Raw genomic sequence first — 20,561 nt, forward strand, 5'->3', positions numbered from 1 at the left:
ATTATGAAAACACGAAAAAAACTAAGCTTCTTCTTTTCTATATTTATTGGAACCATATTCTTAGCAAACTCCCAAACCGCAGAGAAGTCCGTTCCTTTCTTCGAGAATGGAGAGGCTCAAATTATTGCCGGGTTTGAAGATCCTGAAAATTGGGTGAGACATGACCTCTGGGTTGAAGCTGAGTTTGATACTGACGGTGATGGTAAACTAGACCGTATGCATGTTTCTGTTACTAGACCGCAGCAAACGGATACAGAGGGACTTAAATTGCCAGTTGTGTATGTTTCTAGTCCTTACTTTGCAGGTGTTGCACCTAATGTTGAGGGAGCTTTTTGGGATGTCAAGCATGAGCTAGGCACCCTCCCCGAAGAACATGTACATCCAGAAGTTGTTCGTGTTGGTCAAAGACCTATCATTTCAAATTCTCATATTAAAACATGGGTGCCCAGGGGGTATATTGTGGTGCACTCTTCATCCCCCGGAACCGGGCTTTCACAAGGAGCGCCTACTGTTGGTGGAAACAATGAATCCTTAGCTCCCAAAGCAGTAATTGATTGGTTGTGCGGTCGCAAACCTGGTTACACTTCCATAGATGGTGATGAAAAAGTAGAAGCATTTTGGTCAACTGGTAAGGTAGGTATGACAGGAACCTCTTATAATGGGACTATTCCCCTAGCTGCTGCCACAACAGGAGTAGCAGGGCTAGAAGCAATTATACCCATTGCACCGAACACATCATATTACCACTATTATCGATCGAATGGTTTAGTGCGTTCTCCTGGCGGATATTTAGGTGAGGATATTACTGTACTCTATGATTTTATTCATAGTGGTGATGAATCAAAACGTGCTTATAATAATGCGACTGTTAGAGATCAAGAAATGAAGAATGGCATGGACCGGATTACGGGTGATTATAATGATTTCTGGGCTGGACGTGATTATCTAAACGAAATGGAACCCATGAAGGCCGCTTTGTTAATGTCTCACGGGTTTAATGACTGGAATGTGATGCCTGAACACAGCTATAGAATTTACGAGGCAGCAAAAGCCAAAGGTTTGCCCAGCCAAATTTACTATCACCAAAACGGACATGGAGGTCCACCACCCATGAAAATAATGAATCGATGGTTTACCCGGTATTTGCATGGTGTAGAAAACGGAGTAGAAAATGATTCCAAAGCATGGATTGTACGTGAAAATGATGAGAGAAAAAATCCAACTGCCTACGCAGACTACCCCAATCCTAAAGCATCAGATGTAACGCTTTATCTAAACTCAGGCGCTCCTGAAAAAGGAGGCTTGAGTATTGTAAAGTCCAAAAATCAAGGCATCGAAAAATTAGTGGACAATTATTCCTTTACCGGAGCTTCATTGGCACAAGCCGAAATTACAAATCATCGCTTGCTATATGTAACACCAACATTATCAGAAGATGTTCATATATCAGGAACAGCAAAGGTTACGATTACCTTATCAAGTAGCAAACCTGCGGCAAATCTTTCGGTGTGGCTAGTTTCCTTACCCTGGAATGAAGGAAGAAAAACAAAAATCACGGATAACATCATCACACGCGGATGGGCAGATCCTCAGAATCATAAATCGATTACTGAAAGTGAAGCTTTGACTCCAGGGAAATTCTATGAAGTATCATTTGATCTAATGCCTGATGATCAGATTATTGCTAAAGGTCAACAAATTGGTCTTATGATATTTTCAAGTGATAAAGAATTCACGCTATGGCCCGCTCCTGGAACTGAACTCACCATTGATTTAGATAAAACAATGCTTAACTTACCTATTGTAGGTGGTACTGAAGCATTGAACAAGGCTATAGACTAACTAAAAACCAACTAATATGAATCCAACCCTAAGAAATATTCTAGCCGTTGTTTTAGGATGGGTAGGCGGCAGTATTATTAATATAGGTCTTGTCAATATCGGAAGCAGTATAATGCCCATTCCGGGTGTTGACACTAATGATTTAACTGCACTGGCTGAAGCTATGCCCACTTTAGACTTCAAGTACTTTATTTTTCCTTTTTTAGCACATGCGCTTGGCACCCTTATGGGAGCAGCTATTGCCTATAGAATAGCAGTTTCGCACAAAATGAAATTTGCTTGGGCCATTGGAGTATTATTCCTTATCGGTGGAATAGCAGTCAATTATATGCTGCCGGGACCAACTTGGTTTGCAGTCGCGGACATAGCTTCGGCTTATCTTCCCATGGCATGGATAGGTGGAAAAATAGCCGAAAAATTGTAGGGTATTGAAAGACTATTACAGAATACTTACTGTTGAAAGGACAGACAGCTCTGCAACCATTAAAAGAGTTTTTCGAAAATTAGCACTTAAGCTCCATCCAGATATTAATGACGCACCTGATGCGCAACAACAATTCGTTGACCTAAATGAAGCCTATCAGGTTTTACGAAACCCCGTAAGGAGAAAACAATACAACAGACTTCTCGATGCCGAAAAAATCAAAAAAGAGGCCACCAAAAGAAACACTCGAAAACAAAAATCAAGAGAATCAAGCATAAACACATCTGCTAGAAAGGGAAAAAGAAAAGGTGAAAAATATGCCTCGGAGTCTGGCAAAAGATTTAAGCAAAGAACTAGCTGGTGGGAATCTAGCTTTTTGGCTGACGTTTTTTTAGAACTAACATTTAGAGCACTTGGGACTTTGATTAGCTCTATTTTTGATTTTTAAATAGTTCGGATATTTTCAATGCAGTATTTGCACAGCGCAAAAAATGATAATAAAGGCTGACACACCCAATATTAAAGTTCCGACCGTTTGTACTTGATTCCCTTGTTTGACATCCATTCCTGTGAGTTGGGTTAGCACCCAGAAGAAACTATCATTTGCATGAGAAACCACTGTTGAACCTGCGCCAATAGCCAGTACAGTCATTGTTTTCATGAAGGCATCTTCTAAGCCTAATGCAGGCATCATAGGAGCCACAATTGAGGCTGTAGTAATCAAAGCCACTGTTGACGACCCTTGAGCCGTTTTTAGGCAAGCTGCTAAAAGAAAGGGGAGGAAAAGTCCGATAGACATTCCCGTAAAATATTCTTTAATAAACTCTGACATTCCTGAGTTTTGAAGCATGGCTCCGAAGATTCCCCCAGCACCAGTAATTAAGATAATGGGCGCCGCAATTCGAACAGCATCTCCAAACCATCCAGTAGCGGAATATACTTTTTCATCTAATTTTTGCGGCAACAACAAAGACAATAAGACGCCAACCAAAAGTGCAATCACAGGACTCCCCAAAAACTGAACAACAGGATACATCGCTGAGTCTGTCATATTCATTTCTGGATAATCAAAAACTGACTTCACCACAATCAGTAGAATTGGCACTAGAATGGCGAGAAGCGACAAAGAAAGTTTTGGTTTATGAGTGGAGTCTCCCGAAGATTCTTGGAATATAGGCACCTCAACCTTTGAAGCAATTTTGGTTGCAAAAAAGTAACAGGGAACCAATGCCAACAAACTCACAAATAATCCCCAGACAATAACACTACCCAATTCAGCTCCTAAAATTCCTGCTGCGGCTATAGGTCCTGGTGTTGGCGGAACCATAACGTGCGTCGCCATTAACCCTAAGGCGAGTGCTGCGGTAGTTCCTGCATACGATACTTTGGCTTTATCGGAAAGAGCCTTGTTCAAAGAGTTCATAATGATAAAGGCGCTGTCCGCAAATACTGGAATAGATAACAAATAACCCGTAAGCATCATAGCTAAATGAATAGACTTTTCCCCTATCAGCTTGATCAACCTTGTTGCAATTACCATCGCTCCACCGGACTTTTCCAAAAGGGTTCCGATGACTACTCCGAAGAAAATAATGAGCCCGATCTTACCCATGATACTTCCGAAGCCATCATTTACAGCTGAGATAATTTGAGAAACTTCCATTCCAGTGATAAATCCGTAAAGAATAGCAGCTAGAAGTAGAACAAAAAACGGGTGGATTTTAAAACGGACAATACCCACTACAATCAAAACAATAGAGAGCAGTAAGCCGATGAGAAATATCATAGTGTTGGGTTTGACAGATTGGTCAGAACACTAAAAATACAGATAAATTTCCTTGGTAGTTTATGTCCTTTATTTCAAAGGTTCAGCATACAGATCGAAATCAGCTGCTTCAATAACTTTAAGGTCAACAAATTCACCTTGCTTTAAATAGTACTTTGTAGCATCTACCATGACTTCATTATCTACATCTGGGGAATCAAATTCAGTACGACCCACAAAATAATTACCTTCCTTGCGGTCAATAATACAGCGAAAAGTCTTTCCTATTTTTTGTTGGTTCAATTCCCATGAAATCTGAGATTGTATTTCCATGATTTCATTGGCACGGTCTTGTTTCACTTCTTCGGGAACATCATCTTCTAAATTATAGGCATGGGTATTCTCTTCATGACTATAGGTAAAGCAGCCTAAACGTTCAAAACGCATTTCTTCAACCCATTTCTTTAAGGTTTGGAAGTCTTCCTCTGTTTCTCCTGGATATCCAACAATCAAAGTAGTACGAATGGTCATTTCAGGAACAGCAGCACGAAAATCTTTCAAGAGTTTGGTAGTCTTGGCCTGCGTGGTTCCGCGACGCATACTTTTCAAAATTGAATCGGAAATATGTTGCAACGGAATATCTAAATAATTACAGATTTTAGGTTCTCGATTCATCACATCTAAAACATCTAGTGGAAAACCTGTTGGGAAGGCATAGTGCAGGCGAATCCATTCGATTCCTTCTACCTTCACTAAAGCTTCCAAAAGTTCCGCTAAGTTGCGTTTTTTGTATAAATCGAGTCCATAATAGGTTAAATCCTGAGCAATAAGAATTAATTCTTTCACACCTTTAGCGGCAAGCTTTTCTGATTCAGTAACTAAATCCTCGATTTTTTTACTGCGGTGCTTCCCACGCATAATAGGAATCGCACAAAATGAACAAGGGCGATCACAACCTTCCGCAATCTTTAAGTACGCATAGTTTTTAGGAGTAGTCGTCAACCTTTCTCCAATCAATTCATGCTTATAATCTGCTCCTAGTGCTTTTAATAAATTCGGTAATTCGCTAGTTCCAAAATATTCATCAACGTTGGGGATTTCTTTCTGCAAGTCAGGTTTATAACGCTCACTAAGACATCCCGTAACAAAGACCTTATCAACTGTTCCTGCTTCCTTTTTTTGAACGTATTCTAGAATGGTATTTACACTCTCTTCCTTAGCATTTGCAATAAATCCGCAGGTATTAATAACCACTACATTACCCTCCTCCTCATGAACTACTTCTTTATCGTTAGCTCGTAATTGCCCCATGAGCACCTCCGAATCATAAACGTTCTTTGAGCAACCTAGGGTAACTACGTTAATCTTATTCTTCTTAAGTGATTTTGTTCGCATACTTTTTTTCTGGAGTGCAAAAATACAACAAGCTCAATGAAACCAATGGTTTATACACGAATAATTCAAGTTTTTCGTTAAACCTTAGGAACCTATTTATGTCTAACTACCAAAATCGAAGCCATGAAAGCCCCAATCAAGTTTTTTGCATTCATCGTAATTGTATTATTTGTTTCCTGTTCTAAGGATAGTCAAGAAGATTCTCCAGAAATCATTCTAGAAACAGGTGAACTCTATTTTCCACCTATTGGTTCAAATGATTGGGAAGCAACTACCTTAAGTGAGCTTAATTGGAATACTAGCGCTGAGCAGGATTTATATGACTTTTTAGAGGAAAAAGAGACCGATGCTTTCTTAGTTTTAAAGGGTGGTAAAATTGTTATCGAGAAATATTTTGGGGATTTTACGCATACTAGTCCACATACCTGGAATTCCGCTGGTAAGACCATTACGGCAATGACTACTGGAATTGCTCAACAGGAAGGTTTTTTATCGCTTTCCGATAGTCCACTAGATTATTTAGGAAACACTTGGTCAATGCTTACACCAGAACAAGAACAGCAAATCACGGTGGAACATCATCTCACAATGACCACAGGCCTTGACTATACCCTTGGGGACGTAAATTGTACCGACAAAGAGTGTTTAACATATAAAAATAACCCGGGTGATTTTTGGTTTTATCATAACGCGCCGTACACTTTGTTAGATCAAATTATCACAAATGCAGTCGGTAAGGATTTCGAGGCTTATTTTACAGAAAAAATAAAAAACCCTATTGGAATGACCGGCTCTTGGATATCGGTAGGCTACAACAATGTATATTTCAGTACGGCAAGAAGTATGGCACGTTTTGGATTACTGAACCTCAATAACGGGGTTTGGGATGGACAAACCATTTTAGACGATCCAAATTTTAATGAAGCTATGAAAACTACCTCTCAAGAACATAACCGAGCATATGGCTACTTATGGTGGTTAAATGGCAAAGAAAGTTACAGGGTTCCGGGAGGGGAAATCTTGTTTCAGGGCAAACTAATAGAAAACGCCCCTGATGATCTTATCGCTGGACTAGGTAAAAACGATCAGAAACTTCATATTGTTCCGAGCCTAGGATTGGTTGTTGTTCGTATGGGAGGGGATGCAGGTGAGACCCTTCTTGGTCCGTCAAGTTTTGATAATGAACTTTGGGAGAGGATAAATGCTTTGATAAATTAGTTTATTCAGTTGGTTGAAGCAGAAGTACTTCTTCCAAAAATCGAACGGTTTCCATTTTTACAGATTCAAAATCTTTTGAAGTAATATGTGAGGTCATCACATGATCTTTTACTTCTGGGAAAGCAACTTTTCGTTTTCGCTTAGCATCTACTCCCAATTGATCATACATTTCCAACAAAGCAGGTACAGATACTACATTATCTTGCTCTTCTTCATTTTTATAGTAATACCCCATAAAAGTTGGTTGTTTCACCTCAGCGAACACTTCTGGTAGCATCATTTCATCCATAAGTACTTGTAGGTGTGTAAGCGCTTCTAAGCGATATTTCGTAGTCCAATAGTTTTGTTTTATGGAGTCCGCTTCAAACTCGTGATAATCTTTTCCGGTTACCACTTTTGCCAGTTGAATTCCCCATGGACCTGACAGTAATTTCGCAGATTCATCTTTCATAGCAACATTCGGCGAATACAAAAGTAAACTTTCAATTTCTGGATGCTGAGATGCAATATACAAAGCAAGTGTCCCACCAGTTGATGTTCCCATCACGATTACTTTTTCACCCAGTTGTTTTGCAACAGCAAGAGCTTCTTTAGCCGAATCGAATAATTCAGTAGCTGTCAAATCAAGCATCGCCTCCTTTTCTTGGAGTCCGTGGCCCGCCAAACGCGGTAGATATACATTAGCGCCATAACGCTTACCCAATTGCTCATGTAAAGGAGCGCCTTCTTCATGACTTGCAGACCAGCCATGTAAATACAAAAAGGCGTATTCTGTTTTCTTTGGAACGGAGTCAAACCAAACTATTTGAGAATGATTGTCAGGTTTGATATTTGAAATTGCATCTTCTTTCTGTTGGATATTTCTATCCAGAACCACTAGATCTTTAGTGATTTCAGGAAGTTTTGAGTTCAAATCTGGCTTTGCAACTCGAGGACCGGCAAAATACACTACAGCAAGCAAAAGCATAAGAGTCACTAGTACTACAAAAAATCTTTTCAAATAACTCATCCCTTATAATTCATTAATTTTTATAGGCTTTTGGAATCTTTCTGACCTTGATTGCTTTTTCAAAAGCACCACCCATACGCAACAAATTTGCTTCTTTAAACTGCTTTCCAATGAAAGTTAAACCTACAGGCTCTCCTGAATTCTTATATCCCATGGGAACAGTCAAAGCAGGGTATTTGGCAACCGCGGCGTAGCTCGCATGGTAATTGTTGATGGATAGAACAGCATCTAGATTATGCTCATCCAAAGCAGAATCGAAGAAGTGTCGTCCGTTGTTTTCTAATCTTGATATGATTTTTTCCAATTCTTCTGCAGAAGTACTATCAGCTAATATTCCCTCAAATCGTGCTTGACCATATGGAATTCTGACCTGAGAATCCGCTCTATTAAAAGCAATCGCATCGGCAACGAACTTAATTTTTACAGTATTTTCATTCTTTACTTGGGTTCTTAAATAGTCGGGAAGGTCATTCTTCATATCGATATTCAAAATGCTCAAGAAACCATCCATTTTAACCTCAGGAGCTGTAAATTCTATAATCTCCGCTCCCCATGCTTTCATTCTTTCAGTTGTAGCCTTATAAAGGCTATCGCTTTCGATCAAACTTTTCATTGCTCCGAAGCGCTTTCCCTTTAAAGTTTCTTGGGGCATGCTCGCAGATAAAATTCCCGGGTAACCTTCAACTGATTTCGCATCTAAAGTATCTTTACCCAACATGGCAGATAATAAAATGGCATTATCGCGAACGCTTTTGGTCATTGGACCGGGTGTATCAAGTGTACTAGAAATTGGAATAATTCCTGTTCGACTTAATAAGCCTATGGTTGGTTTTAATCCTACAACAGAATTTCGACTACTTGGCGATAGTATAGAACCCGAAGTTTCTGTACCTACCGCTGCAACGGCGTAATTCGCAGCTACTGAAGTTCCGCTGCCCGCGCTAGAACCGCCAGTATCAAAAACACGACGACCGTATGGATTTAAAGTCTGCCCTCCTATTGCACTTTGACCATTTGGACAATTACAAAGAAAATTGGCCCATTCACTCAAATTCACTTTACCTAAAATCAAGGCCCCGTTTTCCTTTAGCCTTTTCACAATAAATGCGTCTTCTACTTCATTGTTCATCAAAGCGATAGAGCCTGCCGTTGTTTTCATTCCCGAAGTATTAATATTGTCTTTCAACAAAATCGGCATACCATAGATAGGGTGTTTACCTTTTAAACCTACATTAGTCAATACTTTATCTGCTTGCCGCGCCTCTTCAAGAACATTTGAATTCAACGCAATAATCGTATTCAAGGTAGTTTCGTTCTTCAATTCATATTTGTAAATACGATACAGATAGAATAGCACTAATTTTTCGTAAGTGAAATAATCTTGTGCAACATAAGATTGAAGCGTATAGATATCTTGTTCTAAAATCAGGGGCTTGATCGCTTCATATTCTGCTTCAGAAAATTTTGAAACTTCATTATACAAAGGACGAAATACTGCATTCTTATCCAATACTTTTGATTGAATAAATTTATAACGCATTCTTTCGTTCTGATGATTCTGGTTTTTGGCTACCTCTGCGGAATCATTATAAGGTTTCCATAAGGTGATTTCTTCTTTTGCAAGATAAGGTTGTTCTTTACATGAAAAAGTGATGAGAAGTAGTAGAACAGGAATCAACTTTTTCATAAACCTAAAGTATTTTAATTTTGAGTTTTCCTTTCTATAAATCAATATTCTTTTGATTCATTAAAACGAACGCTTCTTTACCAAGTCCATCACCAATTTCAAAGAATTTTGAGCAGCCGCCTTAATAACAGACAAAACAAAACTTTATTGAAGATCGCATTAGTTCATATTAAAAAAGGAATCAACAAACTCATGTTTATTAAAGACTTGTAAATCTTCAATACCCTCACCTACTCCAATATATTTTACAGGAATTTGAAATTGATCTGAAATACCGATAACAACGCCTCCCTTAGCGGTTCCATCTAATTTGGTTACGGCTAAAGAAGTAACCTCGGTTGCTTTGGTAAATTGCTTTGCTTGCTCAAAAGCATTTTGCCCTGTTGAACCATCCAAAACTAAAAGTACGTCATGCGGCGTGTCATCTATTACCTTTTGCATAACTCTCTTGATCTTAGAAAGTTCATTCATCAAGTTAACTTTATTATGAAGTCTTCCGGCAGTATCTATAATTACCACATCAGCATCTTGCGTTACCGCCGAGCTCAGTGTATCAAAAGCTACTGACGCAGGGTCGCTACCCATTTTTTGTTTTACAATTGGCACATCAACACGATCTGCCCAAACTTGTAACTGATCAATAGCAGCGGCTCTAAAAGTATCACCTGCACCCAAAACAACTTTTAACCCTTGCTGTTTGAACTGATGTGCCAGTTTCCCAATAGTTGTGGTTTTCCCAACTCCGTTTACACCTACTACCATAATAACATAGGGTTTCTTATCTTTTGGAATGCTAAATTCGACATCCTCACCTACATGTGTTTCAGATAAAAGTCCTGCGATTTCTTCTCTTAAAATTGCGTTCAGCTCATCTGTACCAACATACTTATCTTTTGCCGCACGCGCTTCAATTCTTTCAATGATTTTTAAGGTAGTATCCACACCAACATCGGAGGAAACCAATACTTCCTCCAAATTATCTAAGACATCATCGTCAACCTTTGATTTTCCAGCAACAGCCTTAGTCATTTTGGAGAAAAAAGTAGTTTTTGTTTTCTCCAATCCTTTATCTAAAGTTTCCTTTTTCTTTGAGGAAAATATGTTTTTAAATATACCCATAGTGTTTTAATCGCCTTTTTTCAAAGATAGAGAACTTAGAGATATTTTATAGTTTGAACTTTGTTGAAAAATACCTTCAAAATAATGAGCAAAAAGATTCTCGCCTTTACTGAAACGAGTTCAGCACAGGCGCGGGAATGACAAAATAATTTATTCAAAAAAAGCCCCTTTCTTTCGAAAGAGGCTTTGAAACTATTCTTGGTAGTTTGTTATTTCTTAGCGATCCACTCGTTTACCTTTTCAGGTGCCATAACAGATTCAACGAAAGTATAGGCCCCAGATTTTGGAGATTTTACCATTTTTATGGCTTTCGTTAATCTTTTTGAACTTGTTTGTAAACTTGCTACGGTCTTCTTTGCCATGATTAATATGCTTTAGCTTCATTTCTGTAAAAACAGAAATCTATTTTATTTCTTTATGAACGGTCATTCTCTTTAAGATAGGATTGAATTTTTTGATTTCCATCCTTTCTGGAGTGTTCTTCTTATTCTTGGTAGTGATGTAACGAGAAGTTCCTGGCTGACCAGACTCTTTGTGCTCAGTACACTCTAATATAACCTGAATTCTATTTCCTTTTTTTGCCATTGTAATCTAAATTTTCTGGATTATTTTAAAATCCCTTGTGCTTTCGCCTCCTTCATTACAGCCGAAATACCTTTTTTGTTGATTGTCTTTAATGCCTTGGCAGAAACTTTTAAAGTTACCCAACGGTCTTCTTCAGGAATATAAAAACGTTTCTTAGAAAGATTTACGTTAAATCTTCTTCTCGTTTTATTGATAGAGAAGGAAACATTGTTTCCGAACATCGCCTTTTTCCCCGTAATTTCACAAACTTTTGACATTGCACTGATTTTTTTAAACCGGATGCAAATTTATATCTTTTTTATGGTACGGACAAAATTCTACTTCAGAATTTTAAAATTTCTTTTTGAAGCAACTCAAACGCCTTGTTTACAGACTTTTGCACGATTCTTTCTCGATGATTACCCATCATAAATTTATGTGCAAAAACACCTTTAGGAGAGGCAATACCAATATACACCGTACCAACATCTGCATCTGAGTCACCTTTGGTTGGTCCGGCATTTCCTGTAGTAGATATGGCGAAGTCAGTTTTTAGTAATTCTTTGACATTTTTAGCCATTGCTTTTGCTACTTCTTCACTGACTACCGAATGCTCATTTACAAGAGATTCCGGAACATGTAGTAACTCAATTTTTGTTTCTGTCGCATAGCTAACTACACTTCCTTTAAAATATGATGATGCACCAGGAACCGAAGTAATTCGCTGCGCAATCTTTCCGCCGGTAAAACTCTCTGCAGTTGCCAAAGTAAAATCTTTTGAAGTAATTAGTTTGGCCACAACTTCTTCAAGCGTTTCTTCATCTTCAAAACCGTAAATAATATCTCCAATTAGCGGATGAAGTTTTTGCATCTCCTCTTCAACAGATTTCGACAAGACTTCTTTATCAGGGCCTTTGGCCGTAAGTCTTAAACGAACTTTACCCAAATTGGGCAAATATGCTAGTTTAATAAAAGAAGGGAGGTTATTTTCCCAATCCTCAATTTTTTCGGCAATGGCACTTTCTCCTAATCCGTAGGTTACTAAAGTTTTGTGCAGAATATAGGGGCGCTCAAATTCTTTAACCAACTTTGGAATAACGGCATTTATGATTAAATTCTTCATTTCAAAGGGAACACCGGGTAGTGATACAAATACAGTATCATCTTCTTTGATCCACATGCCGGGAGCAGTACCATATGCATTGTGCAAAGCAGTTGCCTTAGTAAGCACCAAAGCCTGATCACGATTGACTTCAGAAATTTTGGTAGTAGTAATGTACTTTTTGAAAAGCTCTTCAATATGCGCCAAAACATTTTGATCTCTAACGAGCTCATCATCGAAATACTCACAAAATGTATGTTTGGTTATATCGTCTTTGGTTGGACCTAAGCCGCCAGTTACTATTATAATTTGAGCTCTACCTTTAGCTTCTGCTAGAGCTTGTAAAATATGTTCACGCTCATCTTGAACCGAAGTTATCTGATACACCGAAACTCCAATTTTATTAAGTTCTTTGGCTATAAAGGTGGAGTTGGTATCTACAATTTGACCAATGAGAATTTCATCGCCAATGGTAATGATTTCTGCAAGCATACTAAAGTTCTAGTGATTATAAACCGAAATCTTTTCGGAGTTCGGATACCACCTGTTCAACGTCTTTTTTTAGGCTTGGAAAAATCTTCTGAATCTCAGACATATTCGCTTCACTTTTGCCTAAAGTTTCAATTTCTAAAGCTGCCGCGCGGGTTTGTTCCATACCTAACAAATCGACATTAGGTTTGATCTTATGAGCTAACTGATAAACCTGCTCATAGTTACTCGTATTTAAAGCATGTTCAAGGCCCTCCAAATCTTGAGGTACTTCTTCTAAAAAAACAGAGATAACAGAATTGATAAAATCTTGATCTCCATCAGCCATCTCATTAATCTTATCTAAACTGTATATCATTATTTTATTTTAAGTGTAAATAATTCCTGACCTTCCAATACGCCCGAAAGATAGTCATTTGCCTGTATTTTACCAACACCAGCGGGGGTACCCGTAAATATTATATCGCCTTTTTTTAACATAAAAAACTGAGAAACATAGGAAATTAATTCGTCAATCTTCCATAACATCAGACTGGTATTGCCTTTCTGGACTTCCTCATTATTCTTTAAAAGAGAAAAACTCAAATTATTTAAATTTTCAAAATTTGAGGCATTGAGCCATTTTCCTACAACGGCGGCACCATCAAAACCTTTTGCTTTCTCCCAAGGGAGTCCCTTTTCCTTTAATTTCGACTGCAAATCACGTGCCGTGAAGTCAATTCCTAGTGAGACTTCGTCGTAGTATTTATGCGCAAATTTTTCATCAATATGTTTTCCAACCTTTTTGATCTTGATCAAAACCTCCACTTCATAGTGAATCTCATTCGAAAATTCAGGAATATAAAAATCTTGTTCTTTAGGGAGTATTGCAGAATCAGGTTTCATGAAGATAATAGGTTCTTCAGGACGCTCATTAGAAAGCTCCTTTATATGATCAGTATAATTTCGACCTATGCAGATTAGTTTCATAGAAGATTATTCTTTTTTTAATTTTAGACTAACGGCCGGAATGAAGTTTTTTGTATTATTTCTATCCCGTACTTGAAAATCTGTCCAATCGCCCATGCCATAAATCATTACTTTATAATTCTGATTTTGAGTGTAAATCCCTCTAAAAGTTGGTGCAAACCGATCTTCTACCACCTTTTTATTGGTCAATTGATCAATCTCTTTTTGCATGTACCAATTACTCGGCACAAAAAGCCATTCTAGACCGATGTAAATGCCTGCTTGGGGGACTTCAATATTGAAGGCAGCCAAATCAATTGACACATAATCTTTTTCTACATTGTGCTCTAAGACGATACTCTTGCGCAACAGATCTCCATTTGGTTTTTTTGTCACCTCATCTACATCATAAATTCGAATTCGGAATTTAGCAGATTCTCTTTTAAAATTCTGATTCTTCTTTAAAAAAACTGTCACCCTATCAACGTACTTTTTTTGTGCACCAATATTTGGAAAATAGAGTGCCAAAACCCATGGTGTAGAAGAGGAAGAAAAACCACTTGTTAAGCTATAACTACTTATTGGGTTTAACACATCTGAATTTCCAAAACTCTCCGTCACTACGACCTCATCTAACTCAAAAGACTCCTCAAGCATTTGAAATTGTTTAGACTCATAAATAGATTTTGCGTCAACAATCGTATCGTTATAGCCCAATGATGAAATATGAACCTTTCTTTCAAGAAAATGAGTAGGTATATCAACAAAAAAATGACCCTGCTCATCGGTTGATGTACCTTTAAGGGTATTTAAAAAGCTAAGATTCACGTAAGGAATGGGCTCTTTAGTTTTATGATCATACACATGACCTTCAAAGAGCACTTCTTGCGCTTGCATTTGAAGCACAACGAATAGGGAGAACAGAATGTATCGCATTTAACCTAACTTATTATTTAATTTACTAAGTTTGATTTGGGTTAATACCTTCTTTGTATATAGGGGAAAATCAGCATTTAAAATCCAACTAAAATAACCAGGCTCTTTTTCTAGAACATCATGTACCTTTCGTCCTTTATGCTTTCCGAAGGAAAACATCTCTTCATCATCCTCATCCCAAACGATAAATCCAGCAAAATCTACGGTTCGTTTATGGGAAGAAAATTCAGCCAGTTTTTTGATATTATTCTCCAATTCAGGATAGCGATCTAATTGCGAAAGTAAAACTTCATAGGTAGCAATCGTATCAGCCTCTGCACTATGCGCGTCTGTCAGATCTTTGTCACAATAAAACTTGTAAGCAGCAGTGAGCGTTCGTTTTTCCATCTTATGAAAAATAGTTTGTACATCTACCGAAACAGTATTTTTCATATCAAAATCAACCTCTGCGCGTAACATTTCCTCAGCTAACAAAGGAATATCGAAACGGTCGGAATTGAATCCTCCCAAATCACTCTCCTTTATCATTGCATATATTTCTTTCGACAATTCTTTAAATGTAGGTTCATTAGCAACTTTCGCATCAGAAATGCCATGTATCGCCGATGATTCAGCAGGAATAGGCATTTCAGGATTTACTAACCATGTCCTGCTTTCCTTATTTCCGTTTGGAAAAACCTTCAAAATTGATATTTCAACAATTCGATCTTTAGCCACATTGGTGCCAGTGGTTTCCAAATCAAAAAAACAAATTGGCCTAGTCAGCTTTAATTCCATCTTCAATAGTTGTTTGTACAAAGATAATTAGAAGGATGCTTGATTTTATTTTATGCGTATATTAATTCTTATTAATCTATAAGGTTTATGAAAAATGGTCTCTTATTAGCATTGCTTTTTCTTTTAGTATCCTGCGCTAGTGAAAGGAATTCAACTTTGAAATATAGCACTACTATAGAGGCACTAGAACACTATAAACGCGGATGGGTTCAAATTATGGATGAAGGGAGATATGGAGATGCAGAGATTTCTTATCGTAAAGTACTTGAACAAGATCCTGATTTTTTGGTGGGAAAAAGTGTTTTAGCACGGTTAACTCTAGATCTTGGAGAACGCTTAAAGTTATATGAAGAAATTCAAAAGAAAAAGAGCACTATAAAAGGGGATGAAAGTTTGATTCTTGAAGTATATACTTCGTTAGTGAAATATACCAATTTAAGAGATCAAGGCTCTTCGGAAGCAAAAAATGCTATCCAGGCAGCCCTACAACTGGCTGAAAAGAACTTTAAAAAAGTAGTTCACAAATATCCAGAAGAAGTTTACCTCAAGGCCGAATATATTGAGATTTTACATTCACTCTATGGCCCTGCCCAAGCTCTAGATTCACTTAATAAGTTAAGCACCACTTCTCAAAAGGATAATCCCTTTTTATTGGGATTTGCAGCCAGTATGCATGCTGAATTAGAAGAATATGACATCGCTATGAAGCGAGCAAATCGTTTGCTGGAAGTAGTAAATGACAGTACCCAACCAAAAACCTTTGCGGTTCTTGCCAACATATATTTTCAAATGGAAAATCTCGTAATCGCTAAAAAAAATGCGGATAGGGCAAATCAATTAGACCCTAACAACTTAGATGCTAGTCGGCTTAAAAAGAAGATTGATAAGGCTATAGAAGAACAAAACCTACCTACTTTATCTGATACAAAGTAAAAAAAGTATCGGCTTCAATATCAAAACTTCTCGAATGCAAATCAGGATCTATCTTTGTTACAATTGTATCATATAATTTTTGAGAGCCATATAAATTTGCCAAGAAAGAATATTGTTTTTTTACAGATAATACTAAATGTGCCAACTCTTTAGCAGTCATCTGAACTAACATGCTTTCACAGCCTCCGTTAAGTTTTTTTATCTCACTAGTATCCAAACCTGAAAAATTTTCTTGGTGGTTATACTCAGGGCTAGAATCTCCCTTTTTTTCAAAACCTAATTTTCCAAAAATGTCATCTAAAAGAACCTGAAAATCATAAATAAGTACCTTTGAATGCTTACCACCCACTCTTACAATCTCATCAAGCAATTGCTGTGACTTGGCATACCATAAAGAACCCGCTAAAGTGATAATATCAAAACTAGCATCGTTGAAACTAATCTGAGTCTTATCAAAAAATGAATAGACAACCTTAGAATTCTTAATGCCTTTAGAAATCATATCTCCACTAGGGTCGATACCAACAACGCGATCGCAAAAATCAGCAAGAGCAATAGAAGATTGACCCGTCCCACAGCCGATATCAAGTCCAGAACCATAAGATTCATTACCCAATAATCTTGTTAAAATTTTGCTATGTAAGGGAGGCCTATATGATGCGTAGTGAAAAGCTGTAATGTCATCATACTCTTTAGCCATACGTAAATGGAGTTATACTTCGCGATTGATATCCCAAGCTTCAAGGTAATCAGCAACGGCTTTTGCAAACATGCTACCTAAAGCCCCGTTTACAACCCGATGGTCATAACTATGCGAAATATACATTTTACTGCGAATTCCGATAAAATCACCCTCGCTTGTTTCGATTACAGATGGAATTTTTCGAATTGCTCCTAAGGCTAGTATACCTACTTGCGGTTGGTTTATGATCGGAGTACCAAAAACACTTCCAAAAGTTCCAACATTAGTAACCGTATAGGTGCCGTCTTGAATTTCATCAGGCTTCAATTGATTCTCTCGTGATCGGCGAGCAAGATCATTAACGACCTTAGCCATACCCACCAAATTGAGTTGATCGGCATTTTTAATAACAGGAACAATTAGATTTCCATCAGGTAAGGCAGCAGCCATTCCTATATTTATGTTCTTCTTTTTTATAACCGTATCACCAACCAAAGAAATGTTCATCATTGGGTACTTTTTCAAAGCTTTGGCGATAGCTTCCATAAAAATTGGAGTAAAGGTCAACTTCTCTCCCTCACTTTTTTCAAAAGCATCTTTCGTTTTATTCCGCCAGTTCACCACATTAGTAACATCAACTTCGATAAAGCTTTGCACATGTGCCGAGGTAGAAACACTATCTATCATGTGCTTGGCGATCAATTTACCCATTCGGGTCATTTCAATCACTTCATCTCCTCCAGTAGTTTGGACTCTAGTAACTTGATGTGAACTACTAGTTGGTTTTGCTATTTCTTCGGTGACCTTAGGTGCTTCTTGTTTTACTACAACCTCCTTAACAGCATCAGAAACATCAGCAACAGGAACAGTAGTGGTGTGCTTCCCATTAGCCACAAAAGCCAAAATATCATTTTTGGTTACCCTTCCTTCTTTACCTGTGCCTTTTATAGTATCTAAGGTCGCAACAGAAATACCCTCTTGCTTGGCAATATTCTTTACAAGCGGAGAGTAAAAACGTTCGGTAGCACTAAAATCTTGAACAGGAGGAGCAACAGCTTCTTTTGCCACCACCACAGATTCTTCAACCGCCGCCAATGCTTCAGTTGGTACTTCTTCAACTTCAGAAGCAGTTGTCACAGCAACCTCAGCATCCGTTTCGATAATAGCAACTGTTTGGCCCACTTTAATAACATCATCTATATCAAACAATCTTTCAACCAAAACTCCTTCTACCTCGCTTGGCACCTCAGAATCTACCTTGTCAGTAGCGATTTCAAAAATAGGCTCGTCCATCTCGATAGTATCGCCTATTTCCTTTAACCAAGTAGTCAATGTTGCTTCTGCAACACTCTCACCCATTCTCGGTAATTTCAGTTCAAACTTTGACATATTGTTATTTAGCCTGCTGTTTTACACATTTTTTTTGCAAAAATAATAAAATAATCAGCTGATCATTAAATTAAATTCATTTTTTAAAAAAACCTAATTTGCCTTTAAAGAGCCTTCAAATGGAATTCTATTTAAAATACTTCGGCCAAGAGTTACCTCATCAGCATACTCCAATTCATCACCGACAGCTATACCCCTTGCTATAGTAGAAGTGCTTATATCGAGTCCATCTAATTGCTTATAAATATAGAAATTGGTGGTATCACCCTCCATCGTAGAACTTAACGCAAAAATGAGCTCCTTTATTTTTCCTTCTTTGGCTTTATTGATCAATGATTGAATAGTAAGATCTTGCGGACCGACTCCTTCCATGGGAGAAATTTTACCTCCTAAAACATGGTACAATCCTTTAAACTGTCCTGTATTCTCAATAGCCATAACATCACGAATATCCTCAACAACACAAACAAGACTTTCATCTCGTTTTGGATTGGCGCAAATCTCACAAATTGCGACATCAGAAATATTATGACAACTCGAGCAAAACTTAACTGTAGATCGTAAGGTTATAAGAGCACTAGATAACCGCTGTGTTTGTTCATTGGGTTGCTTCAATAAATGTAAAACTAGACGTAGTGCTGTACGCTTACCGATGCCTGGTAATTGTGACATTTCGTAAACCGCATTTTCGAGTAGCTTTGATGAAAAATCCATAAGCACAAAGTTACACACTATTTTTAGTTTTTGTAATTTGCCTCCATAATGTTTTCTGTATGACACCCACCCATATTCTGCTTCTAATTGGCGGTTATTTTCTAATTCTTTTACTAATCTCATATTTTACAGGAAAAAACGATTCAAATCTCGATTTTTTCAAAGCAGGAAAGCAATCTCCTTGGTATTTAGTTGCTTTCGGAATGGTAGGCGCATCTCTTTCTGGAGTTACATTTATTTCCGTTCCAGGATGGGTCGAAGCTTCGGAGTTTAGTTATTTGCAAGTAGTTTTCGGATACTTTTTAGGATATCTAATTACAGCATATGTACTTCTACCTATTTACTATAAACAAAATGTAACCTCAATCTATGAATACCTCGATGAACGTTTTGGATGGATGAGTTACAAAGTGGGCGCTGTGTCATTTTTTATCTCTAGGGTACTGGGGGCTGCTTTCAGGTTGTTTCTTGTTGCTATTGTTTTACAACAATTTGTATTTGACGCCTGGAACGTTCCCTTTGAACTTACCGTTACCCTATCCATATTATTGATATGGGTATATACCTTCCGCGGCGGAATAAAAACTATTGTTTGGACAGATACACTGCAGACTCTTTTTATGTTGATTTCTGTGGGGTTATCAATCTATTTTATCCTAGGTAAATTAGACTGGAGTTTTAGCGAGTTTCTTGCTTCCGCTGAATTCAAAGAATACAATCGCGTAATTTTTGCTGATGATTTCTATGAGAAACAACACTTGCTTAAATCGTTCTTTGGCGGAATGTTTGTTACCATTTGCATGACGGGTCTTGATCAAGACATGATGCAAAAAAACCTCACCTGTAAGTCTTTAAAAGATGCCCAAAAAAATATGGTAAGTTTCAGTGTTGTTCTAGTTATCGTCACTTTCGTGTTTATGCTTTTAGGAGCACTATTGTATATCTATGCTGACCGTTTTGATATCGCAATGCCACTTATGGATGGTAAGCCAAAGTCAGATTTACTTTTCCCTGAAATTGCACTGAACAGTGGATTAGGCATGACAGTTGCCATAACCTTTATGTTAGGCCTTATAGCAGCCGCTTATAGCAGTGCAGATAGTGCACTCACTTCACTTACCACATCATTCTGTGTAGATTTTTTAGGCATTGAGAAAAAGCCTGAAGGTGCTCGAAAAAGAATACGAAAGATAACGCACGTTGGCATGAGTGTTATGCTTATCATCGTTGTGATAATTTTTAAATACGTCTTAAATAGCAATGTAATTGATGGTTTACTAACTGTTGCAGCCTATACTTATGGACCACTTTTAGGATTGTTTGCCTTCGGAATTTTTACCAAACACCAACTCAAAGACAAATATGTTTGGATTGTAGCTCTTGCTTCAGTTTTGATCATCATCTTTCTTGGGAAAATTCCTGCAGCAAGTTTAGGCGGGTACGTTTTCGGTTATGAGCTTTTACCCCTAAACGGACTTCTAACTTTCTTTGGTCTATGGATAATTCGTAAAAGGAATTCGAAAATAGCATAAAATAGCACATCGATAAACTGTCAAAAACCTTCGATA

The 20,561-nt window shown here is 37.7% G+C and carries 22 protein-coding genes; 6 read left to right on the forward strand and 16 right to left on the reverse strand.

Annotation, left to right across the window (positions count from 1 at the left end):
- The first annotated feature begins 3 nt into the window (after positions 1-3).
- Genes ACKWCD_RS14180 through ACKWCD_RS14190 form a run of 3 tightly spaced genes read left to right on the forward strand, consistent with a single transcriptional unit; the run spans position 4 to position 2,714 of the window.
- Positions 4-1,842: a Xaa-Pro dipeptidyl-peptidase gene (locus tag ACKWCD_RS14180; protein WP_413984618.1), complete on the forward strand. Its 1,839-nt coding sequence runs from the start codon at positions 4-6 to the stop codon at positions 1,840-1,842.
- A 16-nt stretch (positions 1,843-1,858) separates the two neighbouring features.
- A complete protein-coding gene (locus tag ACKWCD_RS14185; RefSeq protein ID WP_413984619.1) occupies positions 1,859-2,266 on the forward strand; it encodes a hypothetical protein in 408 nt (135 codons plus the stop codon).
- A gap of 4 nt (positions 2,267-2,270) precedes the next feature.
- Complete coding sequence (locus ACKWCD_RS14190; RefSeq protein WP_413984620.1) at positions 2,271-2,714, forward strand: DnaJ domain-containing protein; 444 nt, start codon at positions 2,271-2,273, stop codon at positions 2,712-2,714.
- Between the two features lie 15 nt (positions 2,715-2,729).
- Here the strand turns inward: ACKWCD_RS14190 and ACKWCD_RS14195 are convergent, their stop codons facing one another.
- Both ACKWCD_RS14195 and rimO read right to left on the reverse strand, forming a co-directional pair.
- Entirely contained in the window at positions 2,730-4,052 is a 1,323-nt protein-coding gene (locus tag ACKWCD_RS14195) for a GntP family permease (protein WP_413984621.1), read from the reverse strand.
- A 69-nt stretch (positions 4,053-4,121) separates the two neighbouring features.
- Positions 4,122-5,426, reverse strand: a complete 1,305-nt coding sequence (gene rimO, locus ACKWCD_RS14200) for a 30S ribosomal protein S12 methylthiotransferase RimO (RefSeq protein ID WP_413984622.1) — start codon at positions 5,424-5,426, stop codon at positions 4,122-4,124.
- Between the two features lie 123 nt (positions 5,427-5,549).
- On the opposite strand from rimO, the gene ACKWCD_RS14205 reads away from it, so the two are divergent.
- Complete coding sequence (locus ACKWCD_RS14205; RefSeq protein ID WP_413984623.1) at positions 5,550-6,644, forward strand: serine hydrolase domain-containing protein; 1,095 nt, start codon at positions 5,550-5,552, stop codon at positions 6,642-6,644.
- A 1-nt stretch (position 6,645) separates the two neighbouring features.
- On the opposite strand, the gene ACKWCD_RS14210 is transcribed toward ACKWCD_RS14205, so the two are convergent.
- The 11 genes from ACKWCD_RS14210 to ACKWCD_RS14260 form a co-directional block, all read right to left on the reverse strand.
- The gene (locus ACKWCD_RS14210; protein ID WP_413984624.1) at positions 6,646-7,653 is read right to left on the reverse strand and encodes an alpha/beta hydrolase; all 1,008 of its coding nucleotides are present in this window, start codon (positions 7,651-7,653) and stop codon (positions 6,646-6,648) included.
- Positions 7,654-7,666: 13 nt separating this feature from the next.
- On the reverse strand, positions 7,667-9,340 hold the full coding sequence (locus ACKWCD_RS14215) for an amidase family protein (RefSeq protein ID WP_413984625.1): 1,674 nt from the start codon (positions 9,338-9,340) through the stop codon (positions 7,667-7,669).
- A gap of 159 nt (positions 9,341-9,499) precedes the next feature.
- On the reverse strand, positions 9,500-10,459 hold the full coding sequence (gene ftsY, locus ACKWCD_RS14220; RefSeq protein ID WP_413984626.1) for a signal recognition particle-docking protein FtsY: 960 nt from the start codon (positions 10,457-10,459) through the stop codon (positions 9,500-9,502).
- 209 nt (positions 10,460-10,668) lie between these two features.
- Positions 10,669-10,821 carry a DUF4295 domain-containing protein gene (locus ACKWCD_RS14225; protein WP_138658852.1) on the reverse strand — a complete coding sequence of 51 codons (153 nt, stop codon included), beginning with the start codon at positions 10,819-10,821 and terminating at the stop codon, positions 10,669-10,671.
- A 40-nt stretch (positions 10,822-10,861) separates the two neighbouring features.
- Positions 10,862-11,044: a 50S ribosomal protein L33 gene (gene rpmG / locus ACKWCD_RS14230; RefSeq protein ID WP_099574372.1), complete on the reverse strand. Its 183-nt coding sequence runs from the start codon at positions 11,042-11,044 to the stop codon at positions 10,862-10,864.
- Positions 11,045-11,064: 20 nt separating this feature from the next.
- Positions 11,065-11,301: a 50S ribosomal protein L28 gene (gene rpmB / locus ACKWCD_RS14235; RefSeq protein WP_413984627.1), complete on the reverse strand. Its 237-nt coding sequence runs from the start codon at positions 11,299-11,301 to the stop codon at positions 11,065-11,067.
- Between the two features lie 65 nt (positions 11,302-11,366).
- A complete protein-coding gene (locus tag ACKWCD_RS14240) occupies positions 11,367-12,617 on the reverse strand; it encodes a competence/damage-inducible protein A (RefSeq protein WP_413984628.1) in 1,251 nt (416 codons plus the stop codon).
- A gap of 16 nt (positions 12,618-12,633) precedes the next feature.
- Positions 12,634-12,972 (reverse strand): Hpt domain-containing protein, encoded by a 339-nt coding sequence (locus ACKWCD_RS14245; RefSeq protein WP_413984629.1) that lies wholly within the window; start codon positions 12,970-12,972, stop codon positions 12,634-12,636.
- Positions 12,972-13,583, reverse strand: coding sequence for a fumarylacetoacetate hydrolase family protein (locus ACKWCD_RS14250; protein WP_413984630.1), 612 nt, complete (start codon positions 13,581-13,583; stop codon positions 12,972-12,974). Before ACKWCD_RS14250 ends, ACKWCD_RS14245 begins: the two co-directional genes overlap by 1 nt.
- 6 nt (positions 13,584-13,589) lie before the next feature.
- The gene (locus ACKWCD_RS14255; protein WP_413984631.1) at positions 13,590-14,498 is read right to left on the reverse strand and encodes a carboxypeptidase-like regulatory domain-containing protein; all 909 of its coding nucleotides are present in this window, start codon (positions 14,496-14,498) and stop codon (positions 13,590-13,592) included.
- Complete coding sequence (locus ACKWCD_RS14260) at positions 14,499-15,275, reverse strand: exonuclease domain-containing protein (protein WP_413984632.1); 777 nt, start codon at positions 15,273-15,275, stop codon at positions 14,499-14,501. It lies immediately after the preceding gene.
- A gap of 87 nt (positions 15,276-15,362) precedes the next feature.
- Here ACKWCD_RS14260 and ACKWCD_RS14265 point away from each other — a divergent pair, with 87 nt between their 5' ends.
- Entirely contained in the window at positions 15,363-16,208 is an 846-nt protein-coding gene (locus tag ACKWCD_RS14265; RefSeq protein WP_413984633.1) for a tetratricopeptide repeat protein, read from the forward strand.
- Here ACKWCD_RS14265 and ACKWCD_RS14270 read toward each other — a convergent pair.
- From ACKWCD_RS14270 to recR, 3 genes are all read right to left on the reverse strand, one after another.
- Complete coding sequence (locus tag ACKWCD_RS14270) at positions 16,186-16,908, reverse strand: class I SAM-dependent methyltransferase (RefSeq protein WP_413984634.1); 723 nt, start codon at positions 16,906-16,908, stop codon at positions 16,186-16,188. The two genes, ACKWCD_RS14265 and ACKWCD_RS14270, sit on opposite strands and share 23 nt — an antisense overlap.
- Positions 16,909-16,920: 12 nt before the next feature.
- Positions 16,921-18,279, reverse strand: coding sequence for a dihydrolipoamide acetyltransferase family protein (locus ACKWCD_RS14275; RefSeq protein ID WP_413984635.1), 1,359 nt, complete (start codon positions 18,277-18,279; stop codon positions 16,921-16,923).
- Between the two features lie 93 nt (positions 18,280-18,372).
- Positions 18,373-18,993 carry a recombination mediator RecR gene (gene recR, locus ACKWCD_RS14280; RefSeq protein WP_413984636.1) on the reverse strand — a complete coding sequence of 207 codons (621 nt, stop codon included), beginning with the start codon at positions 18,991-18,993 and terminating at the stop codon, positions 18,373-18,375.
- A gap of 59 nt (positions 18,994-19,052) precedes the next feature.
- Between recR and ACKWCD_RS14285 the strand changes: the two genes are divergently transcribed.
- Complete coding sequence (locus ACKWCD_RS14285) at positions 19,053-20,525, forward strand: sodium:solute symporter (protein ID WP_413984637.1); 1,473 nt, start codon at positions 19,053-19,055, stop codon at positions 20,523-20,525.
- The last annotated feature ends 36 nt before the right edge of the window (positions 20,526-20,561 follow it).

The organism is Maribacter taeanensis, from assembly GCF_047345145.1.
GTDB lineage: Bacteria > Bacteroidota > Bacteroidia > Flavobacteriales > Flavobacteriaceae > Maribacter_C.